This window comes from Saccharothrix sp. NBAS 001 (genome assembly GCF_056640475.1).
Genome location: NZ_CM153251.1, coordinates 9,082,582 through 9,101,352, shown reverse-complemented (window position 1 = coordinate 9,101,352; position 18,771 = coordinate 9,082,582). Strand labels below are relative to the sequence as shown.

15 protein-coding genes, 1 tRNA gene and 1 other RNA gene are annotated in these 18,771 nt (G+C 72.2%); 6 read left to right on the top strand and 11 right to left on the bottom strand.

Features of this window, described 5'->3' with window-relative positions; genetic code table 11:
• Positions 1-154 precede the first annotated feature (154 nt).
• Genes AC0HI0_RS40790 through AC0HI0_RS40775 form a run of 4 tightly spaced genes read right to left on the bottom strand, consistent with a single transcriptional unit; the run spans position 155 to position 5,515 of the window.
• The gene (locus AC0HI0_RS40790; protein ID WP_480928797.1) at positions 155-3,355 is read right to left on the bottom strand and encodes an ATP-binding protein; all 3,201 of its coding nucleotides are present in this window, start codon (positions 3,353-3,355) and stop codon (positions 155-157) included.
• Positions 3,352-3,984 (bottom strand): hypothetical protein, encoded by a 633-nt coding sequence (locus tag AC0HI0_RS40785; protein ID WP_480928796.1) that lies wholly within the window; start codon positions 3,982-3,984, stop codon positions 3,352-3,354. The genes AC0HI0_RS40790 and AC0HI0_RS40785 overlap by 4 nt, the downstream gene beginning before the upstream one ends.
• The gene (locus AC0HI0_RS40780) at positions 3,981-5,003 is read right to left on the bottom strand and encodes a hypothetical protein (RefSeq protein ID WP_480928795.1); all 1,023 of its coding nucleotides are present in this window, start codon (positions 5,001-5,003) and stop codon (positions 3,981-3,983) included. The genes AC0HI0_RS40785 and AC0HI0_RS40780 overlap by 4 nt, the downstream gene beginning before the upstream one ends.
• Positions 5,000-5,515, bottom strand: a complete 516-nt coding sequence (locus AC0HI0_RS40775; RefSeq protein ID WP_480928794.1) for a DUF4365 domain-containing protein — start codon at positions 5,513-5,515, stop codon at positions 5,000-5,002. The genes AC0HI0_RS40780 and AC0HI0_RS40775 overlap by 4 nt, the downstream gene beginning before the upstream one ends.
• A gap of 764 nt (positions 5,516-6,279) precedes the next feature.
• Between AC0HI0_RS40775 and AC0HI0_RS40770 the strand changes: the two genes are divergently transcribed.
• Positions 6,280-6,543, top strand: a complete 264-nt coding sequence (locus AC0HI0_RS40770) for a hypothetical protein (RefSeq protein ID WP_480928793.1) — start codon at positions 6,280-6,282, stop codon at positions 6,541-6,543.
• Positions 6,531-7,235: a hypothetical protein gene (locus tag AC0HI0_RS40765; protein ID WP_480928792.1), complete on the top strand. Its 705-nt coding sequence runs from the start codon at positions 6,531-6,533 to the stop codon at positions 7,233-7,235. The genes AC0HI0_RS40770 and AC0HI0_RS40765 overlap by 13 nt, the downstream gene beginning before the upstream one ends.
• A gap of 130 nt (positions 7,236-7,365) precedes the next feature.
• Here the strand turns inward: AC0HI0_RS40765 and AC0HI0_RS40760 are convergent.
• Positions 7,366-7,441, bottom strand: a tRNA-Ala gene (locus AC0HI0_RS40760).
• 320 nt (positions 7,442-7,761) lie between these two features.
• Here AC0HI0_RS40760 and AC0HI0_RS40755 point away from each other — a divergent pair.
• Entirely contained in the window at positions 7,762-8,856 is a 1,095-nt protein-coding gene (locus AC0HI0_RS40755) for a phenylacetate--CoA ligase family protein (protein WP_480928791.1), read from the top strand.
• Positions 8,857-8,893: 37 nt separating this feature from the next.
• Here AC0HI0_RS40755 and AC0HI0_RS40750 read toward each other — a convergent pair whose 3' ends face one another.
• From AC0HI0_RS40750 to AC0HI0_RS40735, 4 genes are all read right to left on the bottom strand, one after another.
• On the bottom strand, positions 8,894-9,652 hold the full coding sequence (locus AC0HI0_RS40750) for a DsbA family protein (protein WP_480928790.1): 759 nt from the start codon (positions 9,650-9,652) through the stop codon (positions 8,894-8,896).
• A 67-nt stretch (positions 9,653-9,719) separates the two neighbouring features.
• Positions 9,720-11,027 carry an MFS transporter gene (locus AC0HI0_RS40745; protein WP_480928789.1) on the bottom strand — a complete coding sequence of 436 codons (1,308 nt, stop codon included), beginning with the start codon at positions 11,025-11,027 and terminating at the stop codon, positions 9,720-9,722.
• Between the two features lie 57 nt (positions 11,028-11,084).
• Positions 11,085-11,915 (bottom strand): GNAT family N-acetyltransferase, encoded by an 831-nt coding sequence (locus tag AC0HI0_RS40740; RefSeq protein WP_480928788.1) that lies wholly within the window; start codon positions 11,913-11,915, stop codon positions 11,085-11,087.
• A gap of 4 nt (positions 11,916-11,919) precedes the next feature.
• On the bottom strand, positions 11,920-13,020 hold the full coding sequence (locus tag AC0HI0_RS40735; RefSeq protein WP_480928787.1) for a glycosyltransferase: 1,101 nt from the start codon (positions 13,018-13,020) through the stop codon (positions 11,920-11,922).
• Between the two features lie 17 nt (positions 13,021-13,037).
• Between AC0HI0_RS40735 and hrpB the strand changes: the two genes are divergently transcribed.
• A complete protein-coding gene (gene hrpB, locus AC0HI0_RS40730; protein ID WP_480934501.1) occupies positions 13,038-15,362 on the top strand; it encodes an ATP-dependent helicase HrpB in 2,325 nt (774 codons plus the stop codon).
• A gap of 143 nt (positions 15,363-15,505) precedes the next feature.
• Here hrpB and ssrA read toward each other — a convergent pair.
• Positions 15,506-15,879, bottom strand: a transfer-messenger RNA (tmRNA) gene (ssrA, locus tag AC0HI0_RS40725).
• A gap of 167 nt (positions 15,880-16,046) precedes the next feature.
• Here ssrA and AC0HI0_RS40720 point away from each other — a divergent pair.
• Both AC0HI0_RS40720 and AC0HI0_RS40715 read left to right on the top strand, forming a co-directional pair.
• Complete coding sequence (locus AC0HI0_RS40720) at positions 16,047-17,294, top strand: sensor histidine kinase (RefSeq protein ID WP_480928786.1); 1,248 nt, start codon at positions 16,047-16,049, stop codon at positions 17,292-17,294.
• Positions 17,282-17,926: a response regulator transcription factor gene (locus tag AC0HI0_RS40715; RefSeq protein WP_480928785.1), complete on the top strand. Its 645-nt coding sequence runs from the start codon at positions 17,282-17,284 to the stop codon at positions 17,924-17,926. The genes AC0HI0_RS40720 and AC0HI0_RS40715 overlap by 13 nt, the downstream gene beginning before the upstream one ends.
• Here the strand turns inward: AC0HI0_RS40715 and AC0HI0_RS40710 are convergent.
• Positions 17,913-18,770 carry an amidohydrolase family protein gene (locus AC0HI0_RS40710; protein WP_480928784.1) on the bottom strand — a complete coding sequence of 286 codons (858 nt, stop codon included), beginning with the start codon at positions 18,768-18,770 and terminating at the stop codon, positions 17,913-17,915. The genes AC0HI0_RS40715 and AC0HI0_RS40710 overlap by 14 nt on opposite strands.
• Between the last annotated feature and the right edge of the window lies 1 nt (position 18,771).

Sequence of the window (18,771 nt, the reverse complement as noted above, 5' to 3'; positions counted from 1 at the left end):
CCAGCCCCGGAACAACCCGGCCCCCACCGTCGGACGCAGCAGTAGCAGACATGCCGCCGACGCTACCCAGCCCCACCGACAATCCACCCGCTCCGCACCACCGCCTGCACGTGATTCGCGGCTGCCGCACGGGAGTGGCCTTCCGGAGGCGAGTTCAGCGCCCGTCCGCGACACCGACCGCCGACGCCTGCGCCCGCACCAGGACCTCCTCCTCCGCCAACGCCGTGGGCGGGTGGTGGCTCAAGCACATCGGCACCCGGACCTTCGACAGCCCGGTGCCCTCGGTGGCACCGTAGAACTGACCGGCGGGCAGCCGGGAGACGTCGTCGATCCGACCGCCCTTGGCGCGTGCCAGGTCGGTGGCCGCCTGGATCTGGACCGGTGCGTTGAGCAGGCCGAAGAACTGGGTCGCGGCGTTGCCGGAGACCACGTTGTGCAGCGCCTTGGGCGCCTGCGTCGCGTAGACCATGCCCAGCCCGTACTTGCGTGCCTGCGACGCCAGGGTCAGCGTGCTCTGGGTGGAGGCGGTCGTGATGCGCGAGGACACGAACGTCTGGGCCTCGTCCAGCACGAAAAGCCCGCCGAGGGGCCGGTCCCTGGCCGGGTTGTGCTTGATCCACGAGAACAGCGCGAGCTGGAGCTGGTTGACGAACGTCTGCCGCTGGTCGTCGTTGGGCAGGCCGATGCAGCTGATCACCGACACCCGCGCCCGCTTGCCGGGCGGAGGGGTGAGCAGCACGCCGGGGTCCAGCCGTTCGCCCGCGCCGCCGAACACCGGGTCGTTGATCATCTCGGCTTTCAGCCCGTCCGCCATGTCCGAGGCGAGGCGCACGGCGTCCCGCACGGTGCTGGCCCCGGGCGGCAGGTCGGCCAGGAACGCGAGGAAGTCCCGCAGCTCACCGCCCCCGCCCCGGACGAACCGCGTGAGCGCCTCGGTGAGCACGGCCCGCCCGGTGATGGCCTTGCGGCCACCGAGGTTGGTGCGGGGCACCAGTCCCGCCACGGCGGCGTCGATCGCGGTGCGGAACTCGTCCGGGTCGTCGGGCTCGCGGTCGAAGCCGGGCAACGGGTCGAGGGTGAGCGGCCGGCCCGCCTCGCGCCGGGGCGTCCAGACCACCACGTCGGTCTCGCGCAGGTAGCGGTCGGCGCGTTCGGCGTCGCCGGGCTCCCAGAGCGCGGGCGGGGAGGGCCACGGGTCGCCCAGCCGGGCGAGGTCGTTGTTGGTGTCGACGAGGATCGAGGAGACGCCCTGGAGCGCGACCTCCTCGACCAGGCGGCGCAGCAGCACGGTCTTGCCCGAGCCGCTGCCGGCGAAGACGACGGTGTGCTTGCGCAGCAGGGCGAGCGGGACGGTGAACGGCAGGCCGGTGACGACGCCGGTGCCCAGGCGCACGCTCGGCTCGTCGGTGACCGGTTCCGGTGCCACCTCCGTGGGACGCCCCGGCGCGTCGGCCTCCACCGCCGGCATGACCGGATCGTCGGTGGCGTCGGACAGCGTGCCGCTGACCCCCGGCCACTCCGGTGCCGGGTCGGGGTCGTCGTGGCGAACCTGCGGCACGGGCGTCGCCGCGAAGTGGTCCAGGTCGGCCAGCGCCCTCGTCAGCAGCTGCGAGGAACTCGCGGGACGCCGGGCGAGCAGCCACGGCAGGAACCCCGGCGGCGACTGGTCGCGCATCTTCTCCAGGGCGGCGAACAGGCGCAGGTCGCTCTCGGCGATCGGCAGGTCCAGTCCCCCGTCGGAGCGGAACGCCTCCAGCGCCGCCGTGGTGGCGGGCCCGCCGGAGAAGGCCGTGTTGCGCAGCACGACCAGGTGCCGCTTGTCGTTGCCCCGGTGGAGGTCCGCTTCCAGTTGCGCGGACTTGAGCCGCGCCAGCACGGCGCGCGGGTGGGGGTGGGCGATGGCGCGGAAGCTCCAGTGCACCTCGCCCTCACCGGCCTCGTCGACGGTGAGGCGCAGCCGGGCGTGCAGGGGCGGGTTGCCGCCGCGCGCCGCGTCGATGGTCAACGCGGGGCCGTCGGCACCCCGTTCGAGCACGAAGCAGTGCAGGACGGCGCCGAGCAGCGCCTGCATGCGCTCGTCCTCCCGGTGGTGGTCCAGGGGCGCGAGGATGTCGGCGGCGTCGCGCAGCCGGGCGAACAGGGCGTCCAGCTCGTCCGCGTCCCGGGAGACCGCGGCGGGCGGGACCGCCGGCTCGACCGCGGTGGCGGCGAAGTCCCGCAGCTCCTCGACGGTGTCGTAAGTGAGGCACCGGCGGATGTGCTCGTCCACGCGTTGCAGGAGCCGTCGGGGCGTCCAGTGGGCCACGTCCTGCCCGGCGAACGCCAACGGGTGCACGGGCCAGGTCGCGTGCGGCGGGGTGAACGCGATCTCGCCGTAGAGGCCGGCCAGGTGCCGCTCCACGATGGCGGTGGCCACGGCCGCGCTGGGCATGGCGGTGCGCAGGTCGAGCACGCGGAACCGGTCGGCCGCGGAGATGACGGCGTGGTGCTCGACGAGGTCCCACGAGCGCGGCAGGCAGGCGACCACCACGATCGTGCGCCGGGTCTCCTCGCGCACCCGCATGAGCCCGTCGGCCAGGCGGTCGACCAGCGCCTCCTCCCCCGGCGCGTCGGCGGACTGGGTGATGACGCTGTCGACCTGGTCGACGGCCATGACGACCGGGCCGACCAGCGCGAAGATCTTGGACAGGTCGCCGAGCAACAACTGCGGCGGACGGGCCGGGCCGCGAAACCCCCACTCCGCCCGGTCGGCGGCCTCGACGCCCTCGGGCAGCACGAGGTAGGCGTTGCCCGCTTCCCACGCCTTGCCCTTCGCCCGGTACAGGACCAGGGCCCGCAGGGTGTCCTGGCACTCGACGGCGACCTGGGCGTCGAGCGGGCGCAGGCCGTCGATCAAGGCGTCGACGTCCTGCCTGCGCACCGGCAGGGTGCCGGTCAGGCGCATGCTCGTTTCCCGGTCCTGGCCGGTGCGGCGGGCGAGTTCGCCGAGCAGGCGGCCCAGCTGTCCGCCCTGCCGGTCGAGCAGGCCGCCGACCACGCCGTGCACCGCACCCGCCCAGAACGAGTGGCCGTCGAGGAGCTTGAGCAGGAAGAACGCCCCACCCTGCCGCTGCACGTGCTGCCGGAGCCAGCCGAGCATGTGCGTCTTGCCCACGCCGCGTTCGCCCCGCAGCACGATGCCCATGGGGCTGACCTGCGGCCGTCGTCCGGCAGCGGCGACGGCCTGGGTGATGCCCTCGACGGCACGCGGGTGCAGGCCGTCGACGTGGTGGTGCATCGGACTCCAGATGTCGTCCGGTGTCACCGCCCAGCCGACCTGCACCGACGACAGGGCGTGGCGTTGCTCCTCGTTCACCCGGCCGCCTCGATCACCAGGGTGTGGCGGGGACTGCCGCCCAGCACCAACGCGGCCTGCCGGTCCGAGTCGGTGAGCGACTTCTGGTCGACCTCCGCCCACAGGTGGACGTCGGGCCGGTCCGCCAGGACCGTCAACGCCTGGTCGAGCCGGTCGGTCGGCACGTCGTCGAGGTGATCGCGCAGCGCCCGCAGCGCCACCACGTCACCGGGGCGGGGAGCCAGCACGCGGTAGGCGGTCTCGACCCGGTGGCACAGGTCCGGGGTGAAGAGTCCGCCGAGCGATCCACCGGTGGTCTCCAGGTGGCGGCGCAGGCCGGCCAGCAGCACGTAGAGGGCTCCTCCGGCGTAACCGGCCCGGGGAGGCCGTTGCGCGGACAGCTCGGCCTGGCACCGCACAGCGCCTTCGTCGGTGAGGTCGTGCACGTAGGCGCGACCGGATTTGGTGCTGATCACCAGCCCGAGGTCGTTGAGGCGGCGGCGGCACGCACCGTCGAGGGTGAAGCCGGCCAGTTCCCGCAGTTCGGCGTTGGTCAACTCGCGGGCCTCCGCCAGCAGCACCAGCAGTGCGGCGCGCTCACGCATGGTCAGCCGTTCCTCGGGCATCCCCGTTTCCGTTCCCGCGGTCATCCGCGTCCTCGATCGACAACGGTGAAGCCACCCGGCCCCACCACGATGCCGTGCTTCGCGCCGACGACCTCGGCGGCCCCCTCCGCGCGGACGACGAGTCCGGCGGCGTGCGCCTCGACCGCGGCGAGGTAGGTCCGCCGGTCGTCGACCCGCACGCGGACGGCACGTTCCCGACCGGCCGATCGCCCGTCCAGCGTGAAGGTCCCCCGGATCGTGACCACCCGGCGTGCCCCGTCGTGGGCCAGGCGCGTCACCCGGCCCTGGACGGCACCCCGGACGTCGACCGGAACGGCTTTCTCCCGTCGTGCGCGGACCTTCGCGCCGAAATCCCCCGGAAAGCGCAGGGACGTGTCCTCCCGGTCGGCGGGCAGCGCGGCGGCCCAGTGGAAAGCGAGGTCGAACGGCGACCCCCGGCGCTCACCCGCGAGGTCCGCCAACGCCCAGGACACGTCGTCCACGAGACCGTCGACCGTCCGCGAGCCGGCGGCCAGGGCGGCGTTCGACGTGCGCAGCAGGCGCATCGTCGTCTCCCGGCCGAACCGCGGCGCGGCGTCGTGGTGGACGGGGATGAACAGGTCGAACCCGAACCCCTCGTCGGCGGTCGACAAGGAGGTCCGCTCCACCAGCCGACCCGGCGTCCGGGCGTCGACGCCAGGCACGTCGTCGGCCGCCGCGCGGGCGCAGGTGGTGATCAGGTCCCGCACGGCCTTCACCGCCCGCAGACCCGCGCCGAGGGGAACGGCGGCGAACTCGGGCAGGGTCACGCGGTAGGAGACCACGTCGGACTCCGGGAAGACCATGTCCCGAGCCACGGAACGCGCACTGCGCTCCTCGGCGTCGGCAACGCAGGCGAGCAGATCGCGCAATCGCGCCCCCGCGTCCGCGGTGTCGTCGCCCGGCACCAGGACGTCGAACTCGTGCCGGGTCCAGACGTCGGCACCACGCCAGTGGCCGGTGATCCCCCAACTCTTGGCGGCGAGGTAGTCGACGACCTGGTCGACCCGCGGCAAGGCCGTCACGTGGCCGCCGGCAAGAGCGTGCTGTGGGTGACGAGATCGCGCAGGCCGGCTGTCGTGAGGACGTTGCCCACGGGCACTTCGACCTTCGTGCGTCGCCGGCGGTCGGGGACGTCGATCGGCCGGTGGTCACGCAGGGAGACGTAGTAGCCGATGTGGCGCAGCAGCAGGCCGGAGGTGCTGAGGTCGGCGTAGAGGTCCGCGCGCGGCGGCACGTGGACGACGAACAGGTAGCGCGGAACCAGGAACCCCTCGCCCGCGAGCTTGGAGAACTGCCCCTCGTCCAGACCCCGGAAGTCGATCACGCCGTGCCGCGGGTTGAGCGTCGAGACGGTCTTGACCTGCACGTCGATCCGCGGCGAGAACCCACGCGGAGTACGACCGGGCATCTTGATGCAGAGGTCGACCCCGTCGAGGTCGACGTCGTCCTCCGACCAGACGAGGCCCGCGCTGGAAGCGAGCACCCGGATGTAATCAGCGCCGAACTTCCCCTGGTGGTTGCGCGCGTCGAGCACGGTTCACCTTTCGAGTGAGACGTGTTCCGAACGGACTGCCGCCGTACTGTACGCGCCACCGACAACAGCCGACCGCCGATCGGAACGCCCCTCCCCCACAGAAACCACCCCGTTCCGCAATCCTGCGGCCCGACACCGCAAAAGAACCTGCTCGACCCGAACCAGCCCACCACGACGCCCCGCGCCACACGCACGACCCGGACCGCTTTCCCCCAGCCGGCCCATCCACCCCACCGACATGACCCTCAACCTCGCCAGGCACACCCGCACCAAGTTCCCTTGGAAAGCTCCCTGCTACTGAACGTACTTCGCCGCCTCCTACACATGTGCCACTGGCAGCGGGCTGACCCCCTTCAGCGGCAACGCAGCCCTACGCGCCCGCCGACAGCCGCCCGAGACCATTGGGGTTCCGTTTACAAGGAAGCCAACCATCGACAGCCACCACGGCCACCGAAAGCGCCCAGACAGGCCCAATTGCCCGAGCCACCGAGACCGCCGAGGCGTTCGGCAGAGCAGTTGTCGGCGATCACCTCGTCGGCAGCACAGACCCAAACGGTGAAGCGCTCCGACTCCGGCACCACTCAGACCGAGATCAATCGGCTCATCCTCCCCGCCCTTGGGTTCTCACCCACCGAGGTAAAAGGTCACCAGCCGACTGCGTCACAGCAGTCCAGCGAACGAACTTCTCCCTACGACCGACCACGCGAACCCTGAAGTGCTGCTCGCGCCGTCAGCGTCAACTGGCAGCACACACACCTCGCACGGTGACGACCACGGTGACGACGCTGATCACCATTCCGATCATGGCGTACACCACGCCGCCATGGCAGGCGCGATCCGCACCTCCGGGGTCACCGAGCACCCCCGACTACGAAGAGGATCGCGAAGACCAGCGCGAACGCCACCACGAGGCCACGGTCGACCACCGCACGACCACTGAACACCTCGTGACCAAGATCGTGAATCGGCCGTGCAGATCGACCCACATCGTGTCCGCTGCTCCATCCGACTCCTGGTGCTGTGCCTGACACGCGGAAATCCCACCTGGGGCTACCGCCGCGTCCACGGCGAACTGCTCGCACTCGGCGTCAAGGTCGCCGCCTACACCGTCTGGCAGATCTTCCAAGGACGCCGGGATCGACTCGGTTCCAGAGCGCACCTTGGCGACCTGTTCGGCCTTCCTCCGCTCGCAAGCCAACGCGCTATTGAACAGCGCCTTCCTAGAGACCCGCACGTTGAACGGGCCCGCCTGTACTTCCGCGCGGTCATCGAGCACAGCAACCGGTGGATCCGCGTTCTCGGCGCCACCACGCACCCGACCGCCTCCCGGGTCGCCCAAGCCGCCAGGAACCTCGTTGTGGACCTCGGAGACGCAGGCGACTCCGTGCGGTTCCTGATCCGCGACCGTGACGGCAAGTTCCCGGCACTGTTCGACGCAGTCCTGGCCGACACCTCGCTACTCGGCGGGATGGCCACCTTCTACGGCAGCTACCACGACCTCATGCGCGACGCCGTCACAACAGCCCACAGGTCCACGAGTCCAACCACGACACCGTCACCGCCGAACTCAGGACCGTCCGCGCCGAACTCGCCGAGGAGCTGGAGAACGAACCCGCCATGCCCGACGCGGCCACACTGGACGACGTCCGACAACACATCATCCAAGTACTCCACGCAGGCAACCCCAACCAACGCAAAGCCCTCGTGGGGACCTTCGTAGTCAAGATCAAAACAACCGGACCGGGCCGCATGGTCCCGGTCTTCCGACTGCCCCAATCGGCCAACATCACACACAACGAAAAGGTGGAACCCGGATTACCGGATTCCACCTTTTCGTGCAAGTATTCATTTGGTGGAGCTGAGGGGACTCGAACCCCTGACCCTCACACTGCCAGTGTGATGCGCTACCAGCTGCGCCACAGCCCCGTGCTTGCACGTTTCCCGGTGGCCAGGGCCGCCGCTCTCGTGTGGCAATACCGTACAACATCAGGCCCGGCGGATGGAAATCGGGGGTACCGGCGGGGCGTTCGGGCTGCTAGACCGGGGTGCATGGGTGTCGCGTCGTTGGTCGAGCCGGATGCCGAGGGTGTGCTGCCCTCGGTTCGTCGTGAGGTGCAGGAGCGGCGGCTGCGGGGGTTGGTGGGGCGGCTGTTGGGGGCCGGCGGGGTGCAGGCGGAGCGGTTGCGGGGGTGGGGGTGTCGGGGAGTGGCGATGTGTCGTTGGGGGATTTGTGGCGGTTGCCGTTCGTGACCAAGCAGGACCTTTGGGAGAACTACCCCGACGGGTTCCAGGTCGACGACCGGATCGTCTGCATTCACGGGTCGTCGGGGACCGGTGGGCGGCCCACGTTGATTTCCTACACCGCCCACGACGTCGACGTCTGGGCTTCGGTCATGGCTCGGGCGCTCGGCGGGGCCGGGGCCACTTCGCGCAGTCGGATCCACAACGCGTACGGGTACGGGCTGTTCACCGGTGGGCTCGGGGTGCATCACGGGGGGATGCGGCTGGGGGCCACGGTCATCCCGTTGTCCGGTGGCATGACGGAGCGGCAGGTCCGGTTGATCGCAGATCTGCGGCCGGACGTGTTGTGCTGCACGCCTTCTTACGCCGTCCACCTCGGTGAGGCGTTGCGGCACAACGGGGTTGAGCCTTCGTTCCGGGTCGGGGTGTTCGGGGCCGAGCCGTGGACGGACGGGATGCGCGAGCAGCTCCAGTCGCTGCTCGGGTTGACCGCGCTCGACATCTACGGGCTGTCGGAGATCATCGGGCCCGGTGTGGCGTGTGAATCCCTTGATTCGGAAGGGATGTTGAACGTCGCGGAGGACCACTTCTTCGTGGAGGCGGTCGACCTCGACGGCGACCCGGTCCCGGACGGCACGCCGGGTGAACTGGTCTTCACCACGCTCACCAAGACCGGGATGCCGTTGCTGCGCTACCGGACCGGTGACGTGGCGACGTTGGCCGGCCCGGTCGACGGCAGTCCGCGCACGCTGCGCCGGATGAGCAAGGTGCTGGGACGGCGGGACGACATGCTCGTGGTGCGCGGGGTCAACGTGTTCCCCACCGAGATCGAGAGCGTGGTCCTGGCCGACCCGCGGGTGGGGCCGCACTACCTGATCGTGGAGGACCGCCGCGCCCGCCCCGAGCTGTGGGTGGTGGTCGAGGGCTCGGCGGACGACGCGCTCGCCGACGACCTGACCGGCGCGCTGCGCGAACGGCTCGGCGTCACGTGCAAGGTCGTCGTCGCCCCGGACGGGACCGTGCCGCGCACGGAGACGGGCAAAGCACGACGGTTGGCCCGTTGGAACGAGGGCCAACCGCCGGTCGCCGGTTTGCTCTAGGGGGCCGCCGGGGCCTGTTCGACCAGGCCCGGCGGGTTTACTCGACCAGCTTGGTCAGCCAGTCCTTGTCGCCGAAGTCGACCGGCTGGTCGTCCTTCGCGACGGTGGGCGTGCCCTTGAAGTACGACGTGGCGCGCGCCTTGTCCAGCTCGGCCTGCGCGTCCGCGACGTGGGTGTCGCCGTCGACGCAGGTCTTGAACGCCGGGTCGGTGATGCCCAGGTCGTTCCCGAGCTGCACCAGCTCCTGCTTGGTGTAGCCGGGGCCGCCCTCCTCGGGCTGCTTGGCGAACAGCGACTCGTGGTACTGCCAGAACTTGCCCTGGTCGGCGGCGCACAGCGCGGCGTTGGCGGCGTCCTTGGAGTAGCCCTCGGGGCTGGACATCCGGATCAGGAACGGCAGCGCGTGGTAGCGGACCCGCAGCGTGCCCTTCTCGATCTCGTCCTTGATCTGCGCGCCGTAGATCTTCTTGAACTGCCCGCAGGCCGGGCAGAGGAAGTCCTCGTACAGGTCGATGGTGGCCTTCGCGGTGTCCTGGCCGACCACCACGACACCGCCCTCGCGCTTGATCGGCGCGGACACGCCGGCGACGTTGTCCGGCGGGGTGAGCGCGTCGGTGGAGGAACCCGACTTGGACCAGATGACGCCGCCGACCACGACCAGCGCGAGCACGACGACGACCACGACGCCGATGATCACCTTGCTCTGGTCGCCCTTTGCGCCCCGTGCCGCGGCCACCGCCTTCGCGGCCTGCTGCTCCTGCTTCTTCTTCCGAGCGTTGCGCTCAGCGCCACCCACGTCGTCGATCCCTTCCGGTCACCTGCCGCCGCAGGTTACCGAGAGATGCTGAGTGGAACCTGAGTGCTCATGCGTCCGGTTGACGGGGCCGGCCCGCGAGCCGTTCGCCGGTGGGCACCTCGGGTCCCTCGTCCAGGCACCCGGATTCGTTCGCGACGACCTCGGCGACGTGCGACGACGGGTCGCGCGGCAGGGTCTCGGGCGCGAACACCCAGACCACCAGGGCGATGATCATGATTACGCCCGTAAGGGTGAAGGCCGCGCTGTAGGAGACGTGGTCGACCAGCACGCCCGCCAGCAGCGGCCCGATGATGGCACCGCAGTCGGCGACCATCTGGAACGCGGCGAGCACCGGCCCGCCCTTGGCCTTGGTCCCGATCACGTCCGCGACCACGGCGTTCTGCGGCGGGTTGAGCAGGCCCGCACCGACGCCCGCGACCAGCGACGCGACCATGAACCACGGGACGCCGGTGGTGAACCCGAGCCAGATCGTGCCGACCGCGGACACGGCGAGCCCGGACATGGCCATGGGCTTGCGCCCGATGGTGTCGGAGAGCTTGCCGGACACCATCAGCACGGCCGCGTTGCCGACCGCGAACACCGACAGCGAGATGCCGGCCAGCGCGGGGCTGCCGTTGAGCGCCTCCACGACGAACAGCGGCACCAGCGAGATCCGCACGCCGAACACCGCCCAGCCGTTCGCGAACCCGGACGCCAGCGCGGCGCGGTAGGCGGGCGACCCGAGCGCCTGCGTCACGGTGAGCGTGACCTGCTGGGTGTTGGGGTCCAGCGCGGCCAGCGTCGAGCGGCGCAGGAACCACCAGACGACGGCCGCGGCGAGCACCAGCGCGGCGGCGTAGGTGACGAACGGCACGCGGATGGAGATCTCGGCGAGGGCCGCGCCGATGATCGGACCGGCGATGTTGCCCAGCAGGAAGCCGGTCGCCCACAGCCCGGAGGCCCGGCCGCGCATCGGCGCGGGCGTGATCCGGATGAGCAGGCCGACCGCGGCGACGGTGAACATGGTGGAGCCGACGCCGGCGAACGAGCGGAAGACGATCAGCTGCCAGTAGGCGGTGGCGAACCCGCACGCGGCGGTGCCCAGGGCCACGATGAGGATGCCTACGACGTAGGTCCGGGTCTCCCCGAACCGGCTGACCAGCCGTCCGCTGACCGGCGCGAAAAGCAGCCTGACCAGCGCGAACGCACTGACGATGGCGGAGACCGCGAAGGTGCCGACGTCGAAGCTCTTGGCGTAGGCGGGCAGCACGGGCGCGACGATCCCGAAGCCGATGGCGATGATGAAGCTCGCCACCACCAGCACCCACACCTCGCCGGGTAGCCGGGGTGTGGACCGCACGTCGTTCCCCGGCACAGCGCCCTCCGCTCTCTGTTAGCTGTGCTAAGGATATGCGGAAGAACCGTGGAACACTCAATCCAGCAGCTCGTCAACTCTGCGTGCATAAGCCGTTACGGGATAACCGGTTTCGAATCCGCACGCCTCCGCGAACCGCTCCCCCGCGCCCCCTTCGGCGACGTGCGCGGCGACCAGCAGCGCGCCCTGGTCGCGCAACGCGGCGACCGCGCCGTGCACCAGGGCCGTCCCCACGCCGCGCCGCCGCCGCGCGGGCCGCACCACGACGTGCTCGACCAGGCCGACCCGGCGTTCGGCGAACCCGGACGCGAACCCGGCGAGCCGCTCCCCGTCGTCCACCACCACGAACACGCAGCGCGGGTCGTCCAGCCGCTGCCCCAGGTGCCGGGCGAGCCGCCGGGGCTCCGCGCCCAGGTCGTCGGCGAGCAGCGCGGCCACGCCGGGCAGGTCCGCGTCCACCGCCGCGCGCACGCCCGAAGACTCCCGGCGCGCCCCCTCCGAGGCCACCGGCCCCCGGTGCACGATGGCCAGCGACTCCTCGACCGCGTACCAGCCGGCGTCGTCGGCGATGCCCTCGATCTCCGCGACGGTGGTCGGCGAGGCGTACACCACGGCCTCCGCCCGCCCCACGTCCGCAAACGTTTGCTCCAGTCGCAACAGCGTGCCCGCGACCTCGGCGGACGACCCGTCGACCGCGCACGCGTGGTTGCCCAGCGGCAGCGGGTTGTCCCGGTTCACCACGACGTGGGCGCACCCGACCCGGCCGACCTTGCCGTACCGGACCGCGCCGGACGCCAGCCGCGCCGCCTCCACCAGGCCGGCCAGTTCGCGGGCCCGGTACGGGTCGAGCAGTTCGGGGTCATCGGGGTCGTGCAGCGGATCGACCACGTGCTCAGCCTCGCACGTCACGGCCCTTCCAGGTCGCCCCGCCGCGCAGCGCCCGCCACGCCGCGTCGAGCATCAGCACGCCGAGCGCCGCCGACGCCAGCGGTCCCAGCACGGCCGCCGCGCCGGGCTGCCGCGACCGCCGCAGGTACACCCAGTTGGCCACCGAGTGCGCCAGCCACGCCGCCAGCCCGCGCTTCGAGCCGCGCGCCGCCGTGACCACCGGCACCAGCCCGTACAGCACCTGGGCCACGCCCGAGACGCCCAGCACCAGCGACGCCGCCGCCGGACCGCCCGCGAACTCGGAGGTGCCCGCGACCACGCTCTTGCGCACCGACCGGTAGGTCTCGCCGAACGTCGCCAGCCCGGAGGTGGTCAGCGAGTCCGCCCCGTCCACGTACCGGGTCCGCCCGCCCGAGTCCCGGATCAGCGTGGCGAAGCCCACGTCGTCCGCGCGCGTCCCGGCGATCGCCCGCCAGCCGCCCGCCTGGTCGTAGGCCGTGCGGCTGACCAGGACGCAGTGCCCGACGGCCAGCGCCTTGCCGCGCGACCCGTCGACGGACGTGCTCTCCAGCAGCAGCGCGCTGGTGGCCGGCAGCAGCAGCCACCACCCGGCGTTCGCGGTGGTCGAGCGCCCAGAGGTGGACACCAGGTCGACGTCGTCCCGCTCGGCCGCGGCCAGCAGCCGCCCCACGAGGTCGGGCGCGGCCTCGGTGTCGGCGTCGACGAACAGCAGCCAGTCCGACTCGGTCCGCTCCACGCCCAGGTGCAGCGCGTGCACCTTGCCCGCCCACCCGGCCGGCGGGCCGCCGCTCACCACGAGTTCGACCCTCGGGTCCTGCTCGGCGTGCCGGCGCACGAGGTCGGCGGTGCCGTCCCGCGACGCGTCGTCCACGACCACGATCCGCAGCGCCGGGTAGTCCTGCGCGCGCAGCCCGCGCAGGCACCGGTCGATGTTCGCCGCTTCGTCCCGCGCGGGCACCACGACGGCCACCGTGCCGCCGTCGACGCCCACCTCCGGCAGCTTCCGCACCCGCTGCCACGTCCGCACCGTCCGCGCCGCCCGCGCGGCCGCCACCGCCGCGCCGAGGACTCCCCATTTCCCCATGGCCCCACATTGGCACACTGGCCCCCGTGGAACTGCCGATCACCGGGGTTTTGGACGAGCTGGTGCGCACGCTGTCCGCGCACGGCACGACGGTCCTGGTCGCCCCGCCCGGCACCGGCAAGACGACCCTCGTGCCGCTCGCGCTGGAGGGCCGCGTGGTGGTCGCCGAACCCCGCCGGATCGCCGCCCGCGCCGCCGCCGCGCGGATGGCGAGCCTGCTGGGCGAACCGGTCGGCCGGACGGTGGGCTACGCGGTGCGCGGCGACCGCCGGACGTCGAAGGACACCCGGATCGAGGTGGTCACCTCCGGCCTGCTGGTGCGCCGGTTGCAGCACGACCCGGAACTCCGGGGCGTCGGCACGGTCCTGCTGGACGAGTGCCACGAGCGCCACCTCGACGCCGACCTGCTGCTGGCCCTGCTGCTCGACGCGCGTGGGGCGCTGCGCCCGGACCTGCGCCTGCTGGCCACCTCGGCGACGGTCGCCGCCGACCGGCTGGCCGCGCTGCTGGGCGACGCGCCGGTCATCCGCGTCGAGGCGCGCACCCACCCGGTCACCACCACCCACCTGCCGCCGCTGCGCAACGAGCGCACCGAGGCGCAGGTGGCCAGGGCCGTCCGCCGCGCACTGTCCGAAGTGGACGGTGACGTGCTGGCGTTCCTGCCCGGTGTGGCCGAGATCCGGCGCTGCGCCGCGCTGCTGTCCGATGTGGACGTGGTCCAGCTGCACGGCCGGCTGGCCTCCGCGACCCAGGACGCCGCCCTCAAGCCCGGCCCGCGCCGCCGGGTCGTGCTGGCGACCTCGATCGCCGAGTCGAGCCTGACCGTGCCCGGCGTGCGCGCGGTGGTCGACTCGGGCCTGTCCCGCGTGCCGAGGGTGGACCACCGGCGTGGACTGGCGGGCCTGGCCACCGTCCGGGTCAGCGCCGCGGTGGCCGACCAGCGCGCCGGACGGGCCGGCCGCGAGGCGCCCGGCCACGTCTACCGCTGCTGGCCGGAGCACGAGCACAGCACCCTGCCGCGCTACCCGGAGCCCGAGATCCGCACCGCCGACCTGACCCGGCTGGCGCTGGAACTGGCCTGCTGGGGCACGCCGTCCGGCGCGGGCCTGGACTGGTGGGACGCCCCGCCGGCGGGCGCGCTCGACGTCGCGCACACCACCCTCACCGCGCTGGGCGCGCTGGACGGCAAGGGCATCACCGACCGAGGCCGGCGCATGGCGGACCTGGGCCTGCACCCGCGCCTGGCCCGCGCGCTGCTCGACGGCGCGAGGCTGGTCGGCCCCCGCACCGCCGCCGAGGTGGTCGTGCTGCTCGACGCCGACCGCGCGGCGGACGGCGTGGAACTCGAAGCGGGCCGGGCGGACCGGCGCGAGGTGCGCCGGCTGGCCAAGCTGGTGGACGGCGAGGAGCGCGCGCACCCGGACGCGCAGGCCCTCGTCGTCGCCCTCGCCCACCCCGAACGCCTGGCACGTCGGCGTTCCCCCGGCTCGCCGGTCTACCTGATGGCCGGCGGCACCGCCGCCGAACTCCCGCCCGGCCCGCTGTCGGACGCGGAGTGGCTGGCCGTGGCGGTCGCGGACCGCGAGCCGGGCCGCACCCACGGCCGCATCAGACTGGCCGCCCGCGCCTCGGAGGAACTCGCGCGGCAGGCCGCGCCGACGTTGCTCACCGAGCAGGACGAGATCGGCTGGGACGGTGACGTGGTCGCCGAGCGCCGGCTCAAGCTGGGCGCGATCACGTTGTCCGCCAAGCCGTTGCGCGGCCCCGAAGCGGCCCGGACCGCGCTGCTGGCCGGTCTGCGCGCCGAGGGCGTGGGCCTGCTCCGGTGGGACCAGGACGGCCTGCGCACCCGCGAGCGCCTGGCGTTCCTGCACCGCGTGCTGGGCGAGCCGTGGCCGGAGCCCGACGACGAGGCGCTCATCGCCGTGGTCGACCTGGGCACCGCCCGCAGGCGGGCCGACCTGGCCAGGATCAGCGGCGGGCAGGTGGCCCGCCTGCTGCTGCCGTGGCCCGCCGCGACCAGGTTCGACGACCTCGCGCCGGACCGCCTGCAGGTCCCGTCCGGGTCGCGGATCCGGATCGACTACTCCGGCCACGACCCGGTGCTCGCGGTCAAGGTGCAGGAGGTGTTCGGCTGGACGGACACCCCGCGGGTGGCCGACGGCCGGGTGCCCGTCGTGCTGCACCTGCTGTCGCCGGCGGGCCGCCCGACGGCCGTGACCGGCGACCTGGCGTCGTTCTGGCGGACGGGCTACCCGAAGGTCCGGTCGGAACTGCGCGGGCGCTACCCGAAGCACCGGTGGCCGGAAGACCCGATGACGGCACCACCGGCCCGCCGCTGACCGCGAAGGGCACGAACAACTCTTCACGCCTGGCCGTTCTCGGGACGTCGGCCGCCGTCGCCGGGCTCCGGTCCACCGGCCACGCCGCAGACCCCCGGGAACGACCGCGGGCGCCCACCTGGTCGGTGGGCGCCCGCTGGTCACTGTGGAGGTGCCGGGAATCGAACCCGGGTCCTCTGCCGGCTCATCAAGGCTTCTCCGTGCGCAGTCAGCTACGCCTCTGCTCGGCCCCCGCGATCACGCTGACGAGTCGCTGTGACGGGCCCAGTCACTGTGGGTGTCCCGACCGTTCCCCGTGACCGGGAACGGAGGTGAGCCTCCTTGCTGATGCCAGCATCCGGAGCGGAGGCACCCCCGGGCTGACAGCTCACTCTCCTAGCCTCAGGCGGCGAGGGAGTAAGCGGCCTGGTCGTTAGACTCGGCGCTTATTGGTTTGCGATGACGCTTACGGTGGTCTCTCGCCTGCACCGGCACGCTTCCCTTGAATCAACGCACAAAGTCGAAACCGTTCACCCCCTGGTCGGGTACTGCGTCCGCACAGCATAACGCCTCCGGACCCGGACCTCATTCCCAATAAGCTCGGGTAGGGCTGGCCCCACCTCCCGGACGCCGGTCGACCTGATGGTTCCGGCGCCCCCGACGGGTGATGCTGGTCGCGGTACATCGGGCGTGAAGGTGGGGAACATGACAGCGCGGGCCAACCCGGACATCGCACGGACCAGCGGGTACTTCCTGCTGAACCTGGTCACCGGGCTCTTCTGGTTCTGCCTGCTGGTGCCGCTGTTCGCGGTCAGCATGGGCACCATGGTGATCTGGGTCGGCTTCCCGCTGCTGGCGCTGACCCTGGTCCTGGCCCGCGGCGCGTCGGCCCTGGAACGGTCGTGGGTGCGCACGATGCTCGACGTCGACATCCGCCGGCCGTACCGGGCGATCCCGGAGGGCAACCTCTTCGTCAAGACCAAGGCGATGATGACCGACCCGGCCACCTGGCGGGACTTCTCCTACTGGCTGATCATGCTCCCGCTGGGCGTGGTCGAGTTCGCCATGGTGGTGGTCCTGTGGCCGACCGTGCTGTCGCTGACCTTCTTCCCGCTGTACTGGCAGTGGCTGCCGCGCAACTTCGAGATCTCGCTGGGCAACTCGGTGTGGCTGATCGACTCGTTCACCAAGGCCCTCCCGGTCACCGTCGTCGGCGTCCTGCTCGGCCTGCTGGTCCTGCCGCTGGTCAAGGCCACCGGCCGGGTGCACGGCACGCTCGCGCAGGCCCTGCTCGGCCCGTCGCGCACGAGCTTCCTGGAGGCCGAGACCGACCGGCTGTCGGCCAGCCGCGCCCGCGGCGTGGAAGCCGCCGAGGCCGAGCGCCGGCGCATCGAGCGCGACCTGCACGACGGCGCGCAGCAGCGCCTGGTGGCCGTCGCGATGGGCCTGGGCCGCGCCCGGGGCAAGCTGGAGTCCGACCCCGAGGCCGCCGCCGAGCTGATCGCCGAGGCGCACGCCGACGCCAAGCTGGCCATCTCCGAACTGCGCGACCTGGCGCGCGGCATCTACCCCAGCGTCCTGGGCGACCGAGGTCTGGACCCGGCCCTGTCGTCGCTGGCCGCGAAGTGCCCCATCCCGGTCGACGTGACCGTGGACGTCGAGCCGCGCCCGCCGACGGCGGTGGAGAGCGCCGCGTACTTCACCGTGGCCGAGGCGCTGACCAACATCGCCAAGCACGCGGGCGCGACCCAGGCCGCGGTGCACGTCACCCGCACCGAGAACTCCGTGGTCGTCGAGGTGACCGACAACGGTCACGGCGGCGCGCAGATCCGTCCGGGAGGAGGGCTGGCGGGCTTGGCGGACCGGGCTGCGACCATTGACGGCGTGGTCGTGGTGGTCAGTCCCGTCGGGGGACCGACCGTTATCCGGACGGAGCTGCCGTGCGCGTGGTGATCGCCGAGGATTCGGTGCTGCTCCGGGTGGGCGTGGAACGCCTGCTCGCCGACGAGGGCATCGAGACGGTCGCGGCCGTGGAGGACGGCGAAGCCCTGCTGACCGCCGTCGAGGAGCACCGGCCGGACCTGGCGATCGTGGACGTGCGGATGCCCCCGAGCTTCACCGACGAGGGCCTGCGGGCGGCCATCGAGGCCCGCAAGAGGGTGCCGAACCTCCCGGTCCTGGTGCTCTCCCAGTACGTGGAGGAGCGCTACGCCGTGGAGCTGCTCGCGGGCGGCGCGAGCGGGGTCGGCTACCTGCTCAAGGAACGCGTCGCGGACGTCTCGGAGTTCGTGGCGGCGGTGCGCCGGGTGGCCGAGGGCGGCACCAGCATCGACCACGAGGTCATCACCCAGCTGATGGTCCGCAGCAAGCGCAACCCGGTCGACTCGCTGACCCAGCGCGAACGCGAGGTGCTGGGCCTGATGGCGCAGGGCCTGTCCAACGCCGCCATCGCCAAGTCGCTGGTGGTCTCCGACGGCGCGGTGGAGAAGCACGTCGGCAACATCTTCGCCAAGCTCGGCCTGGAGCCCAGCAACTCCGAGCACCGCCGGGTGCGGGCCGTGCTGGCGTTCCTCAACCTGGGCTGATCCCCAGCAACCGGGACGGGTTGTCGTGCAGCACCGCGCGCAGGAACGCCGACCCCAACCGGTCGTCCGCCGCGGCCCACGACTCGATGGCCGCCAGTTGGACGCCGTACTCGTAGGGGATGTTGGGGAAGTCCGTCCCCAACACCACCCGGTCGGTCACGTCCACCAGGCGGGCCGCCCAGTCGGCGGGCAGCGCGGCCCGCGCCTCGGAGAACGGCACCCCCACCATCGTGGTGTCCAGGTGCACCGCCGGGTAACGCCGGACCAGGTCCAGCGCCCCCGCGTAGTCGGGCATCCCGGCGTGCGCGAGCACCGCCACCAGCCGGGGGTGCCTTCGCAGCACGTCCTCGAAGACGTCCAGCCCGGTGAACGCCCCGGCCACCGGCCCGTGCCCGCAGTGCACCACCACGGGCACCCCGACCGACGCCAGCAGCCCCCACGCCGCGTCCAGCTCCGGGTCACGCGGGTCGTACCCGCCGACTTGGACGTGCGCCTTCACGCACCGCACGCCGGCCTCCAGCGCCCGTTCCAGGTAGCCGGCGACGCCGGGCTCGGGGAACAGCGTCGCGGTGGGCACGGCGCCCTCGGTGCGCGCCGCGAACTCCACCGCCCAGGACGTCAGCCACTCCGCCATGCCGGGCTTGTGCGGGTACACCAGGGGCGCGAACGCCGTGACCCCGAACGACCGCAGCGCGGCCAGCCGCTCCACTTCGGACAGCCGGTACCGGATCGGCCACTCGACGCCGTAGTGCGCGCCGGCGGCGTCGAAGTAGGACCACACCTTCGCCAACACCCGCTCGGGCATGAAGTGGACGTGCATGTCCACCAGCCCGTACTCGTACAAG